The organism is Propioniciclava sinopodophylli (assembly GCF_004324755.1).
In the GTDB taxonomy this organism is placed as follows: Bacteria; Actinomycetota; Actinomycetes; order Propionibacteriales; family Propionibacteriaceae; genus Propioniciclava; species Propioniciclava sinopodophylli.
The window spans coordinates 123350-140698 of record NZ_SDMQ01000006.1 but is presented as its reverse complement, the minus strand read 5'-3'; the positions used below and the strand labels follow the sequence as shown (position 1 = coordinate 140698).

The window sequence follows — 17349 nt, the reverse complement described above, 5'->3', positions numbered from 1 at the left end:
GCGCCGCAGAGCACTCGCAGCCTCAGAGTTGGTTCGCTATCGTGTTGGATTCACTGCCCGCGATACATGCGCAGCTGCATCCGTTTCGGTGGTTCCGGGGCTGCTTGGATGACCATGCGGGTGCCGGCGAGCTTGTCCTGATAGAGGTCCGGATCAGCAGCGAAGGTTTGCTGCTCCCACGGGGCCAGGACGTGCTCGAGGAGCATCAGGGCGCGTTCGGCCCAGAACCGCAGCGCCGGGTGGATCCACCCGGAGATTTTGAACTGCCCGCATGCGGCGGCGATGTAGACGTCGATCTCGCCGTGCAGGAACCGGACGTGGTTCTCGTCGGCGTCGAGCCAGGCGGTGATCTCCTCGGCGGAGCTGTCCCAGACCTGCTCGGGCACGAGTGCCCAGTCGCCGATCAGGTTCGCGATGCAGCCGGGGACGTGTTCGTCGCCGCCGCCCTGGATGAAGTGCTCTTGCAGGGTGCTGAGGGTGTCGTGCCCGTCGTCGCTGCCGAACGGCGCACGCGGGTCGTCCGTGCTCCAGAACCACTCAGGTGCTACGGCGACGTAGTCCGGGTGGCTGGTCGCCGGCGACAGGCCGTCCTGGTCGGAGTCGAGGTGAGGGGTGTGTTTCGATCTGGCCATCAGTAGGTCCCATCTTTCGTGCCGAACACGCCGGCGGTTGTGTGGTCGGGGAAGACGCGAGCGGTGCGGATGATGCCCGAACCTCGTAGAACTCGCTCCCGGCCGTGATCGGGCACGCCGGAAGTGTGGATCGTCACCGCCATTCCCGGACCATCCTCACCGCCACTCTGGACGATGTCGTTCGCGATTCTCACAGCGTCCACTTCCTCAGGCGCGAGTAGCATTCTCCGCGGCCTGCGGAGTTCTGTGGAGGCCTCAAAGTCATTCTCCCACTGGGGCGCTTCGCTATTCAACCAGCCTTCGCGTCGTGAGGGCTCACTATTGTGGCTCGGGACTGCTGCACGATTTGGTGACAGGTTGGGTTAGGCGGCCTGGAGGGCCGGTGTGGTCATGATGGTCTCGAACTCGATGGGGGTCAATCGGCCGAGGCGTTGCTGGCGTCGGCGGCGGTGGTAGGTGCGTTCGGTCCAGGTGACGATGGCGATCCGGAGGTCGTGGCGGGTGTGCCAGCGTTGCCGGTTCAAGACGTTCTTCTGGAGCAGGGCGAAGAAGGATTGTGAGACTCCCAGCATGCTGCGCGGCAAGGTGGTGCTGGCTGGTGTGACCCACAGAATGACCGACCCTGCCGGTGTCCTCATTGAGAGATATGTCCCCCAGCCGCACCGCCGACCTCGATGGCTTGATTAGGAGCTTGTCCCTTCGGGTGACCCATCACAGTCCTGCCTCACCTCCTCGGCGGAAGTCCGTCCGCTGGATCAGAAGGAGCAAAGGCATGTCACTCGCAGAGCTCGTCGACCACGTCATAGGCGTCGACCCCGACAGGGACCGCATCACGGCCGAGGTCGGCACCGCTGCTGCGCTCACGACCGAGAGGTTGGTGGGCACGGGCACGAGGTTGTCTGCCGGGATGCAGGCGTACTCGGCGAACGCTCCCGCGGCGCTCCAGCCGAACACCCGGTCGCCGGGACGCAGCGCTGTGACGTCCCCCCCGACCGCTGACACCACGCCGGCGAGGTCCCTGCCGAGGATGCCGTGACGCGGTCGGCGGAGCCCGAACACAAGGCGGACCACGTACGGCTCACCGGTCATGACGTAGTAGTCGCCCGGATGGACCGACGCCGCGCCCACCTGGACGAGCACCTCGCCGCGACCGGGCGACGGGATGCCGACCTCGGCCAACCCCAACACCGGGAGCGGGCCGTAGCGGTGCTGGACGACGGCCCGCATCGTCGGCGCGCCGGCCGGACCCGTCCCGTGCTCCACGCGTGCGCCGCTGTTCGGCTGCTGTCCGGTTCCCATCGGTGCCTCCTCACGTCCGAGTCGCGGTCCCGCGCCTCGTACACTGTACGTCGTACGCTGTACTATGCACGTACGCTGTACGATCGTCAAGCCGTGGGAGCGAGGAGGACTGTGTCTACCGAGAGAGAGCAGGACGTCACGTCGGGCGCGGGGCTGAGCAGGCGGCGGGTGGTGCTCGAGGCCATCCGGCTGGCCGACCAGGAGGGGATCGAAGGGCTGAGCATGCGCCGGCTGGCCGGCGCACTGGACGCGGGCGCGATGTCGCTCTACCACTACGTGAAGAGCAGGGACGAACTGCTGGACGCCATGATCGATCTCGTGTTCGAGGAGATCGAGCTCCCCCCCGCGGACACCGACTGGCAGACGGCGATGCGACGGCGGTCGGAGTCCGCCCGGCAGGTCCTCGCCCGCCACCGGTGGGCGATCGGCCTGATGGACTCGCGAACATCACCGGGGCCTGCGCACCTCCGCCACCGCGAAGCCGTCACCGCATGCCTGCGCAGGGCCGGCTTCCCAGTCCTGATGACGACCCACGCCACTTGGCTGCTCGACAGTTATGTCTACGGTTTCGCCCTGCAGGAAGCCAGCCTGCCGTTCGACTCAGCCCATGAGCTCGCGAACATGGTCGAGGACGTCTACCTTCCCCAGCTCCCGCCTGACCAGTTCCCCTACCTCAACGAGTCCGCCGCGGCGCTCGTGGCCGCCGACTACGACCCGGCGGATCAGTTCGCGTTCGGCCTCGAGCTCGTGCTCGCCGCGCTCGATCCCCTGCGAGCCGACGCATAGCGCCCCGCGATCCACGCCGGCGTCCGTCTGGGTGCGTCCTGACCCAGAGGAAGGCACCGCGGACTGCTGACCGGGACGGGAATCGGGCCCACACCTCGGTGTGAGTCCCTCCGGGTGGTGGGGTTTCGGGATGGGCGTGTCCCTGCGTTGATGGGTGGGCCATCGGCGAGATCTTCGGTGTGTACGGCCAAGCACGCATCGAAAGAGGTTCACCGATGGCCCAGTTCCAGTCTGCCCTGTCCGGGTTACTGACGTCTGTCCAGAACGGGGAGGGGGTCGACCTCGTGCGCGAGTCGGTCCGGATCGTGTTGCAGGAGTTGATCGACGCCGAAGCGATCGCTGTGATCGGCGCCGACCGTTACGAACGCACCCCCGAGCGCACCACCGAACGCAACGGCACCCGCCCCCGGGAGGTGATGACCAAGGGCGGCACTGTCGAAGTGCAGATCCCGAAGCTACGCACCGGCTCGTTCTTCCCATCGGTGCTCGAGCGTCGGCGTCGGATCGACCAGGCGTTGTACGCGGTCGTGATGGAGGCGTGGGTGAACGGGGTGTCCACCCGTAACGTCGACGCGCTCGTGGTCGCCTTGGGTGGCACCGGGATCAGCAAGAGCGAGGTGTCCCGCATCTGCGGGCAACTCGATGAGGAGGTGGGCCGGTTCCGGACCCGGCGGCTCGACGCTGTCGAGTACCCGTACGTGTTCCTGGATGCCACCTACCTCCACGTCCGCACCGATCACCTGGTCACCAGCAAGGCCGTCGTGGTGGCGACCGCGGTGGCCGCCGACGGCCGCCGCGAAATCCTCGGGGTGGACGTGGGTGACAGTGAGGACGAGGTGTTCTGGCGTGGGTTCCTCACCAGTCTGAAGGCCCGCGGCCTGAAGGGGCGTGCGGTTGGTAATCAGCGACCAACACGCCGGCCTGACCGCGGCGATCCGGCGGTGCTTCCAAGGCGCTGGGCATCAACGGTGCCGGGTCCACTACATTCGCAACCTGCTCGCGCTGGTGCCCAAGGCCCACACCGACATGGTCGCGGCCCTGTTCCGCACGATCTTCGCCCAGCCCGACCCCAAGCCATGTCAGCGACGTGGGATGCCGTGCGGGACCAGCTCGGCACCCGTTGGCCCAAAATCGGCCCGCACATGGACGCCGCCAAGACCGAAGTCCTCGCCTTCAACGCGTTCCCGCGGGCGCACTGGCGCAAGATCTGGTCCACCAATCCCCTCGAGCGGTTGAACAAGGAGATCAAGCGCCGCGCCCGCGTCGTGGGCATCTTCCCCAACGAAGCCAGCCTCATCCGGCTGGTCGGCATGATCCTGACCGACACCAACGACGAATGGATCACCGACGAGCGCCGCTACCTATCCGAAGGATCCATCGCCTTGCTCCACCCCGACACCGATAATGGACCCATCGCCGCCATCACCGACGGCGACGTGTAGGCACCGAGGAACCCTCGAAAGCCCACCACGAGCCGGGGCTCAGTCGGAGTTGAACCTGTCGGCGACCAGTCAGCAATAGCGCACTGACAAGCGGCGACGCATCCCCGAAGGCGTTCGACGCCTCGGGCGTGGGGAAATCCGTACATTACGGCGCCGACCCTGGTCGAACGCACCCGAGGACGCTGGCGACGGTCGCCCGATTCCCACGCCCCGAGTCGGCGCCAGCCGTAGCTTCAAACGATCTGGAGCAGGCGACGCCCCGGAGCGAACTTCACGTACGGGCCACTGTTACACCACCACGCCCGAGATGTAATGATCGGGATCTATAGTTACATCCAGCGGTGAGCGGCGTAACGATAAGGGGGACCAATGGCGACGTGGGAAGAGCAGTGGTGGGAGTCAACGATCGAGTCCGGCCTGCCCCGGCGCGAGCGCCGCTCGGGGGCTTACCTCAGCTACACGCCCGACCCGCTCCTGGAGACGCCCCTCCTTCTCCCGCCGGAGGTTGACGCGTTGGTGGCCCGGGCCGAGCAGTCCGTCCGCACCCTCGGCGGCAACGCGCGGGACCTGGCCGGAATCGCCCGTTTCCTGCTGCGCTCCGAGGCCATCGCTTCCTCGCGGATCGAGGGCATCGCCCCTGCGGTCCAGGGCATTGCCCTGGCCGAGCTGGGGGCCCACGAATCCGTCCCCGATGTCTCAGCTCAGGCCCAACTCGTGGCCAACAACATGACCGTCCTACAGGACGCCAGGACGATCTTGGCGACCACCCCCACCGTGACGCTCGAACACCTCATCGCCCTCCACGCAGCCCTCCTGCCGGACGAGCCGGAGCACCACGGCACCCGCGGCGTCCAGAACTGGATCGGCGGGTCGAACCACCACCCACTCGACGCCGACTTCGTGCCGCCAGCGCCACCCAGGGTCGACGCACTGATGGGCGACCTCGTCGCCTACCTCAACGGCGCGGGCCATGCCCCCATCGTCCAAGCCGCGCTCGTACACGCCCAGTTCGAGACCATCCACCCCTTCACCGACGGCAACGGACGCGTCGGCCGCGCCCTCATCCACACCGTCCTGACCCGCCGCGGCCTCACCCCCGAGGCCGTCCTACCGGTCAGCCTCGTGCTGTCGACCCTGCGCCACGACTACGTGGCCGGCCTCACCGCCTACCGACACTCGTACGCCGCCGACTCCCCCGCCGGCCACGCCGCCCGCGCAGCGTGGATCGAGACGTTCGCCTCCGCCGTGCTCACCGCCACCGACCAGGCCGGACGCCTGGCGTCGGACCTGGCCTTCCTGCGGACGGAGTGGGCCGAGCGACTCTCCTCCTCGCGCGCCGAGCAGGGCAAGGTGCGCGGCATCCGGAGCGACTCGGCCACGGCCCTCATCCTGGACGACCTGCCGGCCACGCCCGTCCTCACCAGCACCACCGTGCAGCGGATCTACGGGGTCTCCCACGTGGCCGCCGATCGCGCCCTGGCCGAACTGCTCACCGCCAACATCTTGAGCGCCAACGAACGCCGGGGCGTCCGGTATTACCAAGCCTTCGACGTGCTGGACCTCATCACGCACACCGAGCGACGCCTCGCCAGCACCAAGTTCGACACCCGCACCAGCCCGCCCGTGCACCCCGTTCCCGCACGGCCAGCCCCGTAAGGTCCCGGCATGCGTGTGAAGGTGGTCGACTGGAACGTCAACGGGTTCGCCACGACCGGTCAGCCCGACCTGCTCGGCTCCCTCGAGTGGGACATCGCTTGCCTGCAAGAAGTGACGGAAGCCTCGTGGCCGTTGTTCCGCTCACTCGCCGACCACGGGGATGTGGCTTCAACCACCCCCCATCCCTGGCCGGAACCGCGCCCACGCGGTCCAAAGCCGAACCTCCCGCAATATCCGTGCAACAGGCCAAGCATTGGGTGCGGGTCCGACAGCGTCCTGGACGCCGTCGCCCGCGCCCTGCAGCTCGACGAAGCCGAACGGACCCACCTGTTCGACCTCGCCCGGGCCGCGAGCTCCGGCACGGCCGCGCGCCGGCGTCCCCCGGTGCGGCGCGTCCGGGCCAGCATCCAGCAGATCCTCGACGCGCAGTTGTCGCCGGCGTGGGTGTGCAACGGCCGCGGGGACATCGTGGCAACCAACCTGCTCGGCCGGGCGCTGAACTCGCCCCTGTTCGACGAGGCCGTCCGTCCGGTCAACCTCGCCCGGTTCCGGTTCCTCAACCCGGACGCCCTCGACTTCTTCCGCGACTGGGAGGCCACCGGCCGCGACAGTGTCGCGGCGCTCCGCGTCGAGGCCGGCCGGAATCCCTACGACAAGGCGCTGACCGACCTGATCGGTGAGTTGTCCACCCGCAGCGAGGAGTTCCGCACCCTGTGGGCCACCCACGACGTCCGCCTGCACCGCACCGGCACCAAGCGGCTGCACCACCCGGTCGTCGGCGACCTCGACCTCGCCTACGAAGGCCTCGACCTGCCCTCGGACCCCGGCCTGGCGCTGTTCATCTACACCGCCGAACCCGGCTCACCCTCCCACCAGGCACTCGACCTGCTCGCCAGTTGGGCCGCCACTCCCACCCAGACCGGACCGCGACCGCGACCGCGGTCGGCATGATCACCGCCACGAAGGGTTCCACCATGTCCATCCAGATCCCCACCGTCACGCTGAACAACGGCGTCGAGATGCCGATCCTCGGCTTCGGCGTGTTCCAGGTGCCGCCCGACGAGACCGAGCGCGTCGTCACCGACGCCCTCGCCTCCGGCTACCGCCACCTCGACACCGCCGCCGCCTACGGCAACGAGGAAGCGGTCGGCCGGGCCATCAAGGCCAGCGGACTGCCCCGTGACGAGCTGTTCATCACCACCAAGCTGTGGATCCACGACGGCGGCGAGGACGGCACCAAGCGTGCCTTCGACACCTCACTGAGCCTCCTCGGCCTCGACGAACTCGACCTCTACCTCATCCACCAGCCGTTCGGCGACTACTACAGCTCCTGGCGCGCGATGCAGGACCTGCATCGCCAGGGCGCCATCCGGGCCATCGGGGTGTCCAACTTCCACCCCGACCGGCTCGTGGACCTCATCGACCACAACGACATCACCCCCGCGGTCAACCAGATCGAGACCCACCCCTACTTCCAGCGGGCCGGCGACCAGCAGCTGATGACCGAGCGCGGCGTCCAGATCGAATCCTGGGGGCCGCTCGCCGAGGGCAAGAACAACATCTTCAGCGACCCCACCCTGACCGCCATCGGCCAGGCGCACGGCAAGTCCGTCGCCCAGGTGACCCTCCGCTGGCTGATCCAGCGTGGTGTCGTGGTGATCCCGAAGTCGTCACGCCCCGAGCGGATGGCCGAGAACCTCGACGTGTTCGACTTCCAGCTCACCGACGACGAGATGGCGCGCATCGCGGCCCTCGACACCGGCGCCAGCGTCGCCTTCGACCACCGCGATCCCGCCATGGTCAGCCGCCTGAACGGCGTCCGGATCAACTGAGCCCGCCGGCGCCCGACCGCACCCCGACGACGGAGCACTACGAATGATCACCCGCATCCTCGGGACAAGCGGCCTGCAGGTTTCCAGCCTTGGGCTGGGCTGCATGGGCCTGAGCCACGGCTACGGCCCGGCGTCCACCCACGTCGACGGCGTCGCGCTCATCCGTGCCGCCGTCGACGAGGGCGTCACCTTCTTCGACACCGCCCAGGTCTACGGCCCGTTCACCAACGAGGAACTCGTCGGGGAAGCCCTCGCCCCCGTCCGCGACCAGGTCGTCATCGCCACCAAGTTCGGGTTCTCCTTCGACGGCACCAGCTCCACCGGCCTCGACAGCCGCCCCGACACCATCCGCACCAGCGTCGAGGACTCGCTGCGCCGGCTGCGCGTCGACGCCATCGACCTGCTCTACCAGCACCGCGTCGACCCGAACGTGCCCATCGAGGACGTCGCCGGCACCGTCAAGGAGCTCATCGGCGAGGGCAAGGTCAGGCACTTCGGCCTGTCCGAGGCCGGCGTCGGCACCATCCGGCGGGCCCACGCCGTCCAGCCCGTCACCGCCCTGCAGAGCGAGTACTCCCTGTTCTGGCGTGAACCCGAAGCTCAGATCCTGCCCACCCTGGTCGAGCTCGGCATCGGCTTCGTGCCGTTCAGCCCCCTCGGCAAGGGCTTCCTCACAGGTCCGTGAGCCAGCACTCGATGTCGTGCGGGGTTCGCGCGGGGCGGGTCATGGCGTCACCGCGCCCAGCCCGTAAGCCTGGTGTACGAGCACGATGGGATGCACAGTGCGCACACCGGTGGAGTTCTCGATCTGCCAGCGGCAGGTCTCGGTGTCGCAGGCCGCGAGGCCCTGCTCGGTCTGTTTCACCATGTCGAACAGTGGCTTGCCGACGGCTTGGGCGATGTCGTACTTCTCCTTCTTGAGGCCGTAGGTACCCGCGATGCCGCAGCAGGTGGCGTTGCTGTCGACCACCTCGAGGCCGGGGATCAGCCGCAGCAGGTCGAACGCAGGCGTCCCCATGCCCTGGCTCTTCAGCTGGCAGGGGGCGTGGTAGGGCAGCCGCTGCTTGATCGGCTCGAAGTCGGTGGGCAGCTCGCCCGCCTCGTGCAGCTCCATGAGGAACTCCGAGATCTCCCGGATCCGCGTGCCGACGTCGGCCAGTTCGGTGTCGTGTAGGCCGAGGATCTCGTGGGCCTCGTGCTTGAGCATGCCGGTGCAGCTGCCGGCGGTGCTGACGATGGTGAGGTCGGTTCCGGCGGAGCGCAGCGCCTTCACCAGTGCGCGCACCGACTTCGTCGCCTGTTCGAACAGGCCGTTGCTCTGCTCGGCGAGGCCGCAGCAACCCTGGGGGGGCACGAGCACCTCGTAGCCAAGGTGTTCGAGCACTTCGATGGCCTTCTTCGCGGCGTCCACCTCGAAGTAGCCGCCGGCGCAGCCGTGGAAGTAGACCAACGCTCCGCGGGTGGGTGCCTTGGCCGGGGCGGGCCGCTTCTTCAGCCAGGTGTGCAACGACTGGGTGCGCGCGGTGGGCATGGGGGCGCCGCGGTGGACGCCGACGACTTTCTCCATGGCGAAGCGGGCCAGCTTGTTGTCGAGCACGGCGTTGGCGAGGGGGGCGACCGGCGTCATCGCCTGGCCCATGAGGACGGTCTGGGTGATGATCCGGTCCCGGATCGGGACGCCGTGTTCGGCCTTCATGACGGCCCGGGCCAGCGAGTTGAGCTCGGCCACGTTGACGCCTTGGGGGCAGACGACGCTGCAGGTGCCGCAGCTGGAGCAGTAGTCGACGGAGTGGTCGACGGAGTCCCCGTCGCGGAACCGTTCGGCCTGGGGGCCGACGAACTTCGGCCCCGAGAACAGCGGTGTCACCGCCGCCACCGGGCAGCTGGTCTCGCAGATCGTGCACTTGACGCACTGGTCGAGGCTCATGCGGTTGAGCTCGTTGTTGAGCCGCTCGCGCAGGTGCTGGGCCCGCTCGGCCCTGGACTTCTCGCTCATCGTGTTCCTCCGGTGATGTGGTCGGCGGCCCGGACGGCCGTGGCGACGGCGATCCCGTCTCCCGACTTCTCGCGCCAGCGCTCGGCGCCGGCGATCAGGCCGCCGGCCACGTACAGGTTGGGGTGGACGGCCGCACCGGCGGCGTCCACGGGTCGGCCGGCGGCGTCGGTGCGGACGCCGACGGCGAAGAGGGGGTGGGGCCCCCAGTAGGTGGCCGGGATCAGCGGCCCCGCGTCGGTGGCGGTCAGGGGCAGTCCGAACACCGGTTCCGAGATCGCACCGAAGGAATCCACCTCGAGTGCACCGCTCTCGAACCCGCCCGGGGCGTACACGAACGCGTCCGCCCGGAGCTGGCGCGGCCCTCCGGCGGCGGCGAGGGTGACGGACGCCACGGCGTCCGCCTCCAGGGTGCGGCCGACGATCCGGCTGCCGGTGATGATCCGGACGCCGGCGGCGCGCACCAGCGCGAGCAGCGCCTCGTACAGCCTCAGTCCCGGCACGGAGGGGGGAGGCAGCGGGATCTCGCACACGTCGCGTCCGACCACCTCGGCGACCTGCCGCCACACCCCGCTGCGGCGCACGCCCAGCACGGCGGGCAGGGCCACGACGTCGCCGGGACCGGCAGCGGCGGCCACCGCCCGGGCGAACCGGGCCGCGAAGGCCTCCTCATCGAGGGCGCGGGCGTAGGTGAGGGGGCTGGGGTCGGCCTCCCCCGGGCGGGCGGGCAGGTCGACCCACGCCGCACTCGCCGCGAGCGCCCCGCCGTCGGGGGCGGTGCTGCGGGCCAGGTTGCCGGCCACCAGGTCGGCGGGGAAGTCCTTCAACTGCCGGACGCCGACCACCGCGTAGCTGCGGCCCCCGATCGCATCCCCGGCCACCATCGAGGGCTGCGCCAGGGCTGTGGGCCGCAGGGCGCCGACCGCCGTGGGCAGGTGGAGGTTGCGGGCGGGGTCGCCCACGAGCAGTTCGGGCACGAGGGCCCCGGCCAGCCATGCGGCGGCCGCACCGACGGCGTCCGCACCTATCGACGCGTACGGGTGGTCGGACGCCACGGCGGCGACGGCTTCCAGGGGGCGCTCGACCCGCTCGGGCGTGTAGCCGAGGATGTCCAGAGTGCCCTGGGACAGCTGCAGGCCGCCGGGGCCCTTGGTGACGAGCATGACCGACCGGCCGCTGCGGGCGAGCCGCAGGGCTGCGGTCAGGCCGGCGAGCCCGGTGCCGATGACGACGACGTCGCTCATCGCACGACCTCCTGTTCGGGGTGGGGCAGGTGCTCGACGTCGAGGGTGCCTGCGAAGATCCAGTGGTCCAGGGCGGTCTGCCGCACTTGTGGTCCGTAGAGGATGGGCCACAGCCCGATCCACCGGTGTTTGAGGAAGAGTCGCAGCAGGCCGGTCGCACGTTCGGCGTCCGCGACCTGCTCGGAGCAGGCGATCCCGGCCGCCCGCGCGGCACAGAAGCCGCCCTGGCACGGTCCCATCCCGAGACGCAACTGGCGACGGAGGTCGTCGAGGGTGGCGTTCGGCTGTGCGTGGAGGGCGTCGACGAGCATCGAGCGGCTCATCAGCTCGCACTCGCAGACGATCGGGTCGTCGAGCCGGTCCGCCTCACGCTCCTCGAGCCGGTGGGTCACGGCGTACAGTCGCCGGTCCTCGCTACCCGGGATCACCTCGTCGGCGGTCCGGCAGGGGCGGTTCTCGCCGAGCTGGTCGCCCATGGCATCCATGATGTGCTCGGCCATGAGGCGGTAGGTGGTCAGTTTGCCGCCGCCGATGGTCAGCATGCCGGTGAGGCCGTCGCGCTCGGAGTGGTCGATGACGGCCATGCCGCGGCTCATGTTCCGGGTGTCGTGGGCGGCGACCCGGTCGTCCTTGATCAGGGGCCGCGAGCCCGACCAGGCGTGCAGCGCACGCGCCGTCCGGAAGCCGGGGATCATCGCCTCGCCGGCGTCCAGCATCTGCTGGACCTCGTCGCGTGGGATCGGCAGGTGGTCCGGGTCGGACTCGTGGATGTCGGTGGTGCCGATGATCGACACCGTGTGCACCGGTACGAGGATGTCGCCGTCGGTGGGGTAGACGCACCGGTTGATGACCGTGTTCACGATCCGGTGGTTCATCGCGATCATGATGCCGCGGCCCGCCACCACCTCCACCTCGCGGGCGCCGGCCATCGCCGCGATCTGGCCCGCCCAGGGACCGGCGCAGTTCAGCACGAACGAGCATTCGATGCGGATGTCCTCGCCGCCCTTCTCGTCGCGGCACAGCACGGCCGACACCCGGCCGCCCTCGCGCTCGATGCGGGTGACGCGGTGGTAGGTGAGCACCTTGGCCCCGTGGGACATGGCCGAACGCGCCGCCCCCCAGACCAGCTGCCAGCCGTCGACCGAACCGTCAGCCACCTCGATGGCCCGCTGGATGCCCGGATGGAGGCGCGGCTCGCGGCGGAGCGCCTCGGCCACGCTGATCTCTGTCGCGGGGACGCCGGTCTTCGCAGCGCCGGCCAGGAACTGGTCGGCGTAGGACGGGTCGTCCCCGGGCAGCGTCACGAAGAAGCCACCGGTGTCCTCGACGGCGGACGCCTGGATGCGACGCAGGATCGCGTTCTCCTCGGCGCACTCGGTCGCCGACTGGGGATCGCTCACCACGTAGCGGCCACCGGAGTGCAGCAGTCCGTGGAATCTGCCGGTGGTGCCCTGTCCCAGGTCCACCCGCTCCACCAGAACCGCGCGGTAGCCACGCAGCGCGGCGTCGCGCACGACGCCCAGCCCGGTCGATCCGCCGCCGATCACGACGACGTCCGTCTCAAGACGTTTCACGGTGTTCCTCCTGGGTTGCTTGCTGCCCCCCACCCTGTCCCTGCCCGGATCCGGTGGGCAACCGGAATTCGGTCGCTCCTGCGGCGCACGGTGCCCCGATCCCCGGCCTATTCAAGGCTCCCCCCCAAGCCCCCACCGGGTTACGTTCATGTCACCCACAGCGGACCGAGCCGGAAGGAGGAGAGATGAATCGAGCGGTCACCATCCTGAGCCAGTTGGAGTCGTCCGACTCCACGACGCGGGAGGAGCTGGCGCGGCGCTGCGGCGTCGGGGTCCGCACCATCGCGTCCGAGATCGCCCACCTCAACAAGGCCCTCGAGGGTGCCGCCTCCATCCGCCTGGCCGATGGACGTTACCGCCTGCTCATCGTGGACGCCGGGGCCTACGGACGCGGACGTGAGCGCCTGGCGACGGTGCGCGAGTCCTTCAACGACCCGCAGTGGCGGGCGGCGTGGATCCTCGCCCGCCTGCTGCGCAGCGAGGTGCCGGTCCGCACGGAGGACCTCGCCCTCGAGATGCGGCTCGGCCGCACCAGCGTGGTGGCCGACGTCGCGGACCTCCGCACGCTGCTCTCCCCCTTCGGCGTGACCATCGAAGGACGCACCCGCGTCGGCCTGCAGCTGGCCGGGCCCGAGGCGGGCATCCGGCTGGCGGTCCTCGACCACGCCTACGCGGCGGCCTACCGGGACTACCCGCTCGGCGACGACCTGCAGGCTGCGGTCGAGGAGGTCCTCACGGCGCACCGGCTGGGCAGCGAGAGCCGTGCGCACATGCTGCGCTGGGTCACCGTCGTGCTCGACCGGCACCTCACCGGCCACGACCTCGGCGCCCTGCCCGCCACCTACCACGACCTGCTCGACACGCCCGCCCACGACCTGGCCCGCGCCCTGGCCGCCCGCCTCGAACCACTGCTCGGCGAACGGCTCCCCGACGAGGAGGTGTTGTTCCTGGCCCTTTCCGCCGCGGGTCTGCGGATGGTCGTGGACGACGGACCCACCGGTGTCTGGCCGACGGCGGCGGCCGCGGGCGAACTCGTGGGGCGCATCCTGGAGCGCATCACCGACGAGATGGACGTGCGCCTGGCGCCGTCGGAACTCACCCAGGAGTTCAGCCAGCACCTCACCTTCCTGCTCAACCGGATGCGTTTCGGGCTGCGCCTCGCACCCGACACGCAGGGCGGACGCCTCCGGGACGAGTACCCCGCGGCATCGCGGATGGCGACGATCGCCGGGGACGTGATCGAGCGCGAGACCGGGCTGGCCGTCGAGGCCGGCGAACTCTCGCTGCTCACCACCTACTTCCAGGTGTTCCTGGCCGAGCATGCGTCCAAGGGCAGCCGCGACCTGGTCGTCACGATCGTGTCGGGGCGGGGCCCGGCCACGGCCCGCCTGGTGCGGGCCAACCTGGAGTCGGTCCTGCCGGCGGGCACCCGCTACAGCATCGTGCCGGACGCCGCCCCCGGCGACCTGGACGACAGTGACCTCGTCGTCACCACCCCGGGGACCCGCGCCGCGACGCGGCGTCCGACGCTGGAACTGGGCGAGGTCTTCGACCGTCAGGCCGTCCTCCGCCGGCTGCACGCGCTCCGCGTGCCGACGCACGGACCGCTGTCCCACGGGGCGTCGGCCGGGTCGTTCCTGGCGGCCCTGCTGGACGAGGGCCGGTTCGTGCGGTTGCCCGCGGGCTGCGACTACCGGGAGGGCACCCAGCGCCTGGTCGCGCGCCTGACCGAGCGAGGCCTGGTGGGTGCGGAGTTCGCCGCCGCGATCGCCGCCCGCGAGGACCGCGCCACCATGCAGCTCGATGACCAGATCGGATTCCCCCACGCCACCGACCCGACGATCGCCAGCCCCGTGTGTGCCCTCGGGGTGGTCCCACGGTCCGACGGGGAGGCCGGTGTCCGGGTCATCGTGTGCCTCGCCGTTCCCGCGAAGCTCGCCTACGACGACACCCTGCTGATCCGCGTCTACGACGAAGTGATCCGCCTGGGCGCCAATCGGCCGGCCCTCGCCAAGCTCTCGAGACTCACCAGCTACGAGCAGTTCTTCTACTTCATGGAGAACCTCGCCACCGGTCCCACCACCTGAGGAGCAACATGTTCTGGACCTTCCTGATCGGCTTCGCCGTGCTCTACCTCACCCAAACGGTGCTGGGGCTGAGGCAGTCGAAGAACTTCGCCGACACGTTCACCGCGATGCGCCGCCGCGGCAAGGTCGCTCTCGGCAAGAAGCAGGGCCTGCTCGTGGCCGGCGCGCTGGTGCTGTTCCTGCTCGACGACGCCGGCCACATCGTCGAGGGCCGCAAGCTCTCCGGCGTCACCGTGCTCTCGCGGTTCAAGACGTTCGACGTCTACAACGGCCTGCAGTTGGCCGACCTCGCCCCCGAGGGCGACCGCCGCTTCAGCAAGCCGCTCCGTGGCGCCGTCGCCAACGCCCGCGACAACTACCGCACCGTCCTGGCCGGCGGGAAGCCGCTGGACCCACCCGGACCCTTCGCCCAGGTCGGCCTCCGGCTCGGACGCCTCTTCGGACGCCGCCCCGCCACCGCGGCCTGACCCCCCAACGCCCACCCGTACCACCCGCATTATCGAAAGGAGTTGAATCATGGACATCCTCGTTCACGCCGCTGAATGGTTCGTCGGCCTCTTCCAGGCCGGTGCCACCGTCTTCATCAGCTGGATGGGCAGCATCGTTCCCCTCGTGCTCATGCTGCTGATCGCCATGAACTCGCTGATCCAGCTGATCGGTGAGGACAAGATCAACCGGTTCGCCGGCAAGGCCGCCCACAACCCGGTCAGCCGCTACATGCTGCTGCCCTTCGTCGGCGCCTTCATGCTGGCCAACCCGATGGTCCACTCGCTCGGCCGCTTCCTGCCTGAGCGTTACAAGCCCAGCTACTTCGCGAGCGCCGCCCAGTTCTGCCACACCAGCAACGGCGTATTCCCGCACATCAACCCTGCCGAGCTGTTCATCTGGCTCGGCATCGCCCAGGGAGTCACCACGCTCGGCCTGAGCACGGGCCCCCTGGCCATCCGGTACCTCCTGGTGGGCCTCGTCATGAACTTCGTGGCTGGTTGGGTGACCGACTTCACCACCGCCTATGTCAGCAAGCAGCAGGGTGTCGTGCTGAGCGCCGAACCCCACGTGGAAGGGTGACGCACATGTCCCAGTACCGCACCATCGTGATCGAACGGGGCAGTGGCGGCTTCGGTGGCCCGCTGACCCTGACGCCCACCGAGCAGAAGAACAAGGTGCTCTACATCGTCGGCGGCGGCATGCGCCCCGACGTGGTGGACCGCATCTGCGAACTCTCCGGGGCGGAGGCCGTCAACGGCTTCAGCACCAGCATCCCCGACGACGAAGTCTTCGCCGCGGTGATCGACTGCGGCGGCACCCTCCGCTGTGGCCTGTACCCCAAGAAGGGCATCCCGACGATCAACGTCATGCCGACCGGCAAGACGGGCCCTCTGGCGCAGTTCATCAACGAGGACATCTACGTGTCCGCGGTGGGCAACGTCCAGGTGCGACTGGCCGACGAGTCGGAGGCCGTGGCGGCCTCTGAGGCCTCTGCGGCAGCTCCGGCAGCAGCCGCGGGGGCGGCGGCGGCCACCGGCGCCTCGGCGTCCGGGCAGGCTGCCGGCGGCGGAGCCAAGTTCGCGGTCCAAGGCGAGTGGACCACCGACAAGAAGATCAGCCAGACGATCGCCGCGAAGAAGAACAAGTCGATCCTCGAGAAGATCGGCCTCGGCGCCGGCCGCGTCGTGTCCATCTTCTACCAGGCGGCCCGCGACGCCGTGCAGACGATGCTCAGCACCGTCATCCCATTCATGGGCTTCGTCGCCATGCTGATCGGCATCATCCAGGCCTCGGGCTTCGGCACCTGGTTCTCCAACATGTTGACGCCGCTCGCGGGCTCGGGTATCGGACTGATCGTGCTCGGCTTCATCTGCTCGCTGCCGTTCCTGTCGCCGCTGCTTGGCCCCGGCGCCGTCATCGGCCAGATCATCGGCACCCTCATCGGCGTGGAGATCGGCAAGGGCACCATCCACCCGAGCCTCGCCCTGCCCGCGCTGTTCGCCATCAACACCCAGAACGCCGCCGACTTCATCCCCGTCGGACTGGGCCTGGCCGAGGCGGAGACCGAGACGGTCGAGGTCGGCGTCCCGTCGGTCCTCTACTCCCGGTTCCTGACCGGCGTCCCCCGCGTCGCCGTCGCCTGGCTCGCCAGCATCGGCCTCTACTCCTCCTGACCACGAAAGGATCACCCTCATGACCGAGACGTACCGCACCACCGTCACCGCGGCCGGACCGGAGGCCACCGCCTTCATCGGCCAGGGCATGTTCGTCACCTTCGGCGAGGACGCCCCCGACGCCTTGAAGGAGTTCTGCTTCATCATCGACGCCTCGGCGCGGACGACGCAGGACATCGAGGTGGGCCAGGTACTCGTGCTCGACGGCACGAGCTACCCCATCACGGCCGTCGGCGACGTGGCCCGCCAGAACCTCGACGCCCTCGGGCATGTCACGGTGAACGTGGACGGTGCCGACAAGGCCAAGATGCACGGCGCGATCCACGTCCGCGGAGAGCAGATGCCCCAGCTCGACGTCGGCAGCACGATCGCCATCGAGGCGTGATCCACCGCGAGGTGGTCGTGGGTCACGAACTGGGCGTCCACGCCCTCGTGGCCCACGACCTCGCCGAACAGGCCGCCCACTTCGACAGCAGCCTGTTCCTCCGCACCGGGGGCCGGAGCGCGAGCCTGCGCAACGTCGTGGACGTGCTCGCCCTGGGCCTGCGCCACGGTGACCGGGTCTCGATCTGGGCAGACGGACTCGACGAGTCCGAGGCCCTCGAGGCCACCGCCGACATCCTCCAGTCCTCCCCCTGACCA

17 protein-coding genes and 2 pseudogenes are annotated in these 17349 nt (G+C 69.4%); 12 read left to right on the top strand and 7 right to left on the bottom strand.

What is annotated here, in order from left to right:
• Positions 1 to 50: 50 nt before the first annotated feature.
• The 4 genes and pseudogenes from ET989_RS07700 to ET989_RS07690 all read right to left on the bottom strand — a co-directional run bounded on the left by ET989_RS07700 (position 51) and on the right by ET989_RS07690 (position 1931).
• The gene (locus ET989_RS07700; RefSeq protein WP_131167952.1) at positions 51 to 632 is read right to left on the bottom strand and encodes a hypothetical protein; all 582 of its coding nucleotides are present in this window, start codon (positions 630 to 632) and stop codon (positions 51 to 53) included.
• Entirely contained in the window at positions 632 to 775 is a 144-nt protein-coding gene (locus ET989_RS14905) for a hypothetical protein (protein WP_165490084.1), read from the bottom strand. The genes ET989_RS07700 and ET989_RS14905 overlap by 1 nt, the downstream gene beginning before the upstream one ends.
• Before the next feature lie 219 nt (positions 776 to 994).
• Positions 995 to 1189: pseudogene (locus ET989_RS07695) on the bottom strand (IS3 family transposase); the annotation flags it as partial.
• Between the two features lie 154 nt (positions 1190 to 1343).
• The gene (locus ET989_RS07690) at positions 1344 to 1931 is read right to left on the bottom strand and encodes an alcohol dehydrogenase catalytic domain-containing protein (protein WP_206662268.1); all 588 of its coding nucleotides are present in this window, start codon (positions 1929 to 1931) and stop codon (positions 1344 to 1346) included.
• A 111-nt stretch (positions 1932 to 2042) separates the two neighbouring features.
• Here ET989_RS07690 and ET989_RS07685 point away from each other — a divergent pair, with 111 nt between their 5' ends.
• The 6 genes and pseudogenes from ET989_RS07685 to ET989_RS07665 all read left to right on the top strand — a co-directional run bounded on the left by ET989_RS07685 (position 2043) and on the right by ET989_RS07665 (position 8332).
• Positions 2043 to 2717: a TetR/AcrR family transcriptional regulator gene (locus ET989_RS07685; protein ID WP_131167951.1), complete on the top strand. Its 675-nt coding sequence runs from the start codon at positions 2043 to 2045 to the stop codon at positions 2715 to 2717.
• Between the two features lie 215 nt (positions 2718 to 2932).
• Positions 2933 to 4159 (top strand): annotated as a pseudogene (locus ET989_RS07680) (IS256 family transposase).
• Positions 4160 to 4528: 369 nt separating this feature from the next.
• A complete protein-coding gene (locus ET989_RS07675; protein ID WP_131167950.1) occupies positions 4529 to 5815 on the top strand; it encodes a Fic family protein in 1287 nt (428 codons plus the stop codon).
• A gap of 9 nt (positions 5816 to 5824) precedes the next feature.
• The gene (locus ET989_RS14900) at positions 5825 to 6766 is read left to right on the top strand and encodes an MmyB family transcriptional regulator (RefSeq protein ID WP_180320768.1); all 942 of its coding nucleotides are present in this window, start codon (positions 5825 to 5827) and stop codon (positions 6764 to 6766) included.
• A gap of 23 nt (positions 6767 to 6789) precedes the next feature.
• Positions 6790 to 7647 (top strand): aldo/keto reductase, encoded by an 858-nt coding sequence (locus ET989_RS07670; RefSeq protein ID WP_206662267.1) that lies wholly within the window; start codon positions 6790 to 6792, stop codon positions 7645 to 7647.
• Between the two features lie 43 nt (positions 7648 to 7690).
• Positions 7691 to 8332, top strand: a complete 642-nt coding sequence (locus tag ET989_RS07665) for an aldo/keto reductase (RefSeq protein WP_338324530.1) — start codon at positions 7691 to 7693, stop codon at positions 8330 to 8332.
• 39 nt (positions 8333 to 8371) lie between these two features.
• Here the strand turns inward: ET989_RS07665 and ET989_RS07660 are convergent, their stop codons facing one another.
• From ET989_RS07660 to glpA, 3 genes are read right to left on the bottom strand one after another with little or no spacing between them, the layout of a single operon-like run.
• Positions 8372 to 9643, bottom strand: coding sequence for an anaerobic glycerol-3-phosphate dehydrogenase subunit C (locus ET989_RS07660; RefSeq protein WP_131167949.1), 1272 nt, complete (start codon positions 9641 to 9643; stop codon positions 8372 to 8374).
• Entirely contained in the window at positions 9640 to 10884 is a 1245-nt protein-coding gene (gene glpB, locus ET989_RS07655; protein ID WP_131167948.1) for a glycerol-3-phosphate dehydrogenase subunit GlpB, read from the bottom strand. Before glpB ends, ET989_RS07660 begins: the two co-directional genes overlap by 4 nt.
• A complete protein-coding gene (glpA, locus tag ET989_RS07650) occupies positions 10881 to 12458 on the bottom strand; it encodes an anaerobic glycerol-3-phosphate dehydrogenase subunit GlpA (RefSeq protein ID WP_131167947.1) in 1578 nt (525 codons plus the stop codon). Before glpA ends, glpB begins: the two co-directional genes overlap by 4 nt.
• Positions 12459 to 12643: 185 nt before the next feature.
• Here glpA and ET989_RS07645 point away from each other — a divergent pair, with 185 nt between their 5' ends.
• The 6 genes from ET989_RS07645 to ET989_RS07620 are packed head-to-tail and all read left to right on the top strand — an operon-like array spanning position 12644 to position 17346.
• Positions 12644 to 14545: a PRD domain-containing protein gene (locus ET989_RS07645; RefSeq protein WP_131167946.1), complete on the top strand. Its 1902-nt coding sequence runs from the start codon at positions 12644 to 12646 to the stop codon at positions 14543 to 14545.
• An 8-nt stretch (positions 14546 to 14553) separates the two neighbouring features.
• The gene (locus ET989_RS07640) at positions 14554 to 15012 is read left to right on the top strand and encodes a transcriptional regulator GutM (RefSeq protein WP_131167945.1); all 459 of its coding nucleotides are present in this window, start codon (positions 14554 to 14556) and stop codon (positions 15010 to 15012) included.
• A gap of 49 nt (positions 15013 to 15061) precedes the next feature.
• Positions 15062 to 15613 carry a PTS glucitol/sorbitol transporter subunit IIC gene (srlA, locus tag ET989_RS07635; RefSeq protein ID WP_131167944.1) on the top strand — a complete coding sequence of 184 codons (552 nt, stop codon included), beginning with the start codon at positions 15062 to 15064 and terminating at the stop codon, positions 15611 to 15613.
• A gap of 5 nt (positions 15614 to 15618) precedes the next feature.
• Positions 15619 to 16707: a PTS glucitol/sorbitol transporter subunit IIB gene (gene srlE / locus ET989_RS07630; RefSeq protein ID WP_131167943.1), complete on the top strand. Its 1089-nt coding sequence runs from the start codon at positions 15619 to 15621 to the stop codon at positions 16705 to 16707.
• A 19-nt stretch (positions 16708 to 16726) separates the two neighbouring features.
• Positions 16727 to 17092: a PTS glucitol/sorbitol transporter subunit IIA gene (locus tag ET989_RS07625; RefSeq protein ID WP_131167942.1), complete on the top strand. Its 366-nt coding sequence runs from the start codon at positions 16727 to 16729 to the stop codon at positions 17090 to 17092.
• Positions 17089 to 17346, top strand: coding sequence for an HPr family phosphocarrier protein (locus ET989_RS07620; protein WP_131167941.1), 258 nt, complete (start codon positions 17089 to 17091; stop codon positions 17344 to 17346). The genes ET989_RS07625 and ET989_RS07620 overlap by 4 nt, the downstream gene beginning before the upstream one ends.
• Positions 17347 to 17349 lie beyond the last annotated feature (3 nt).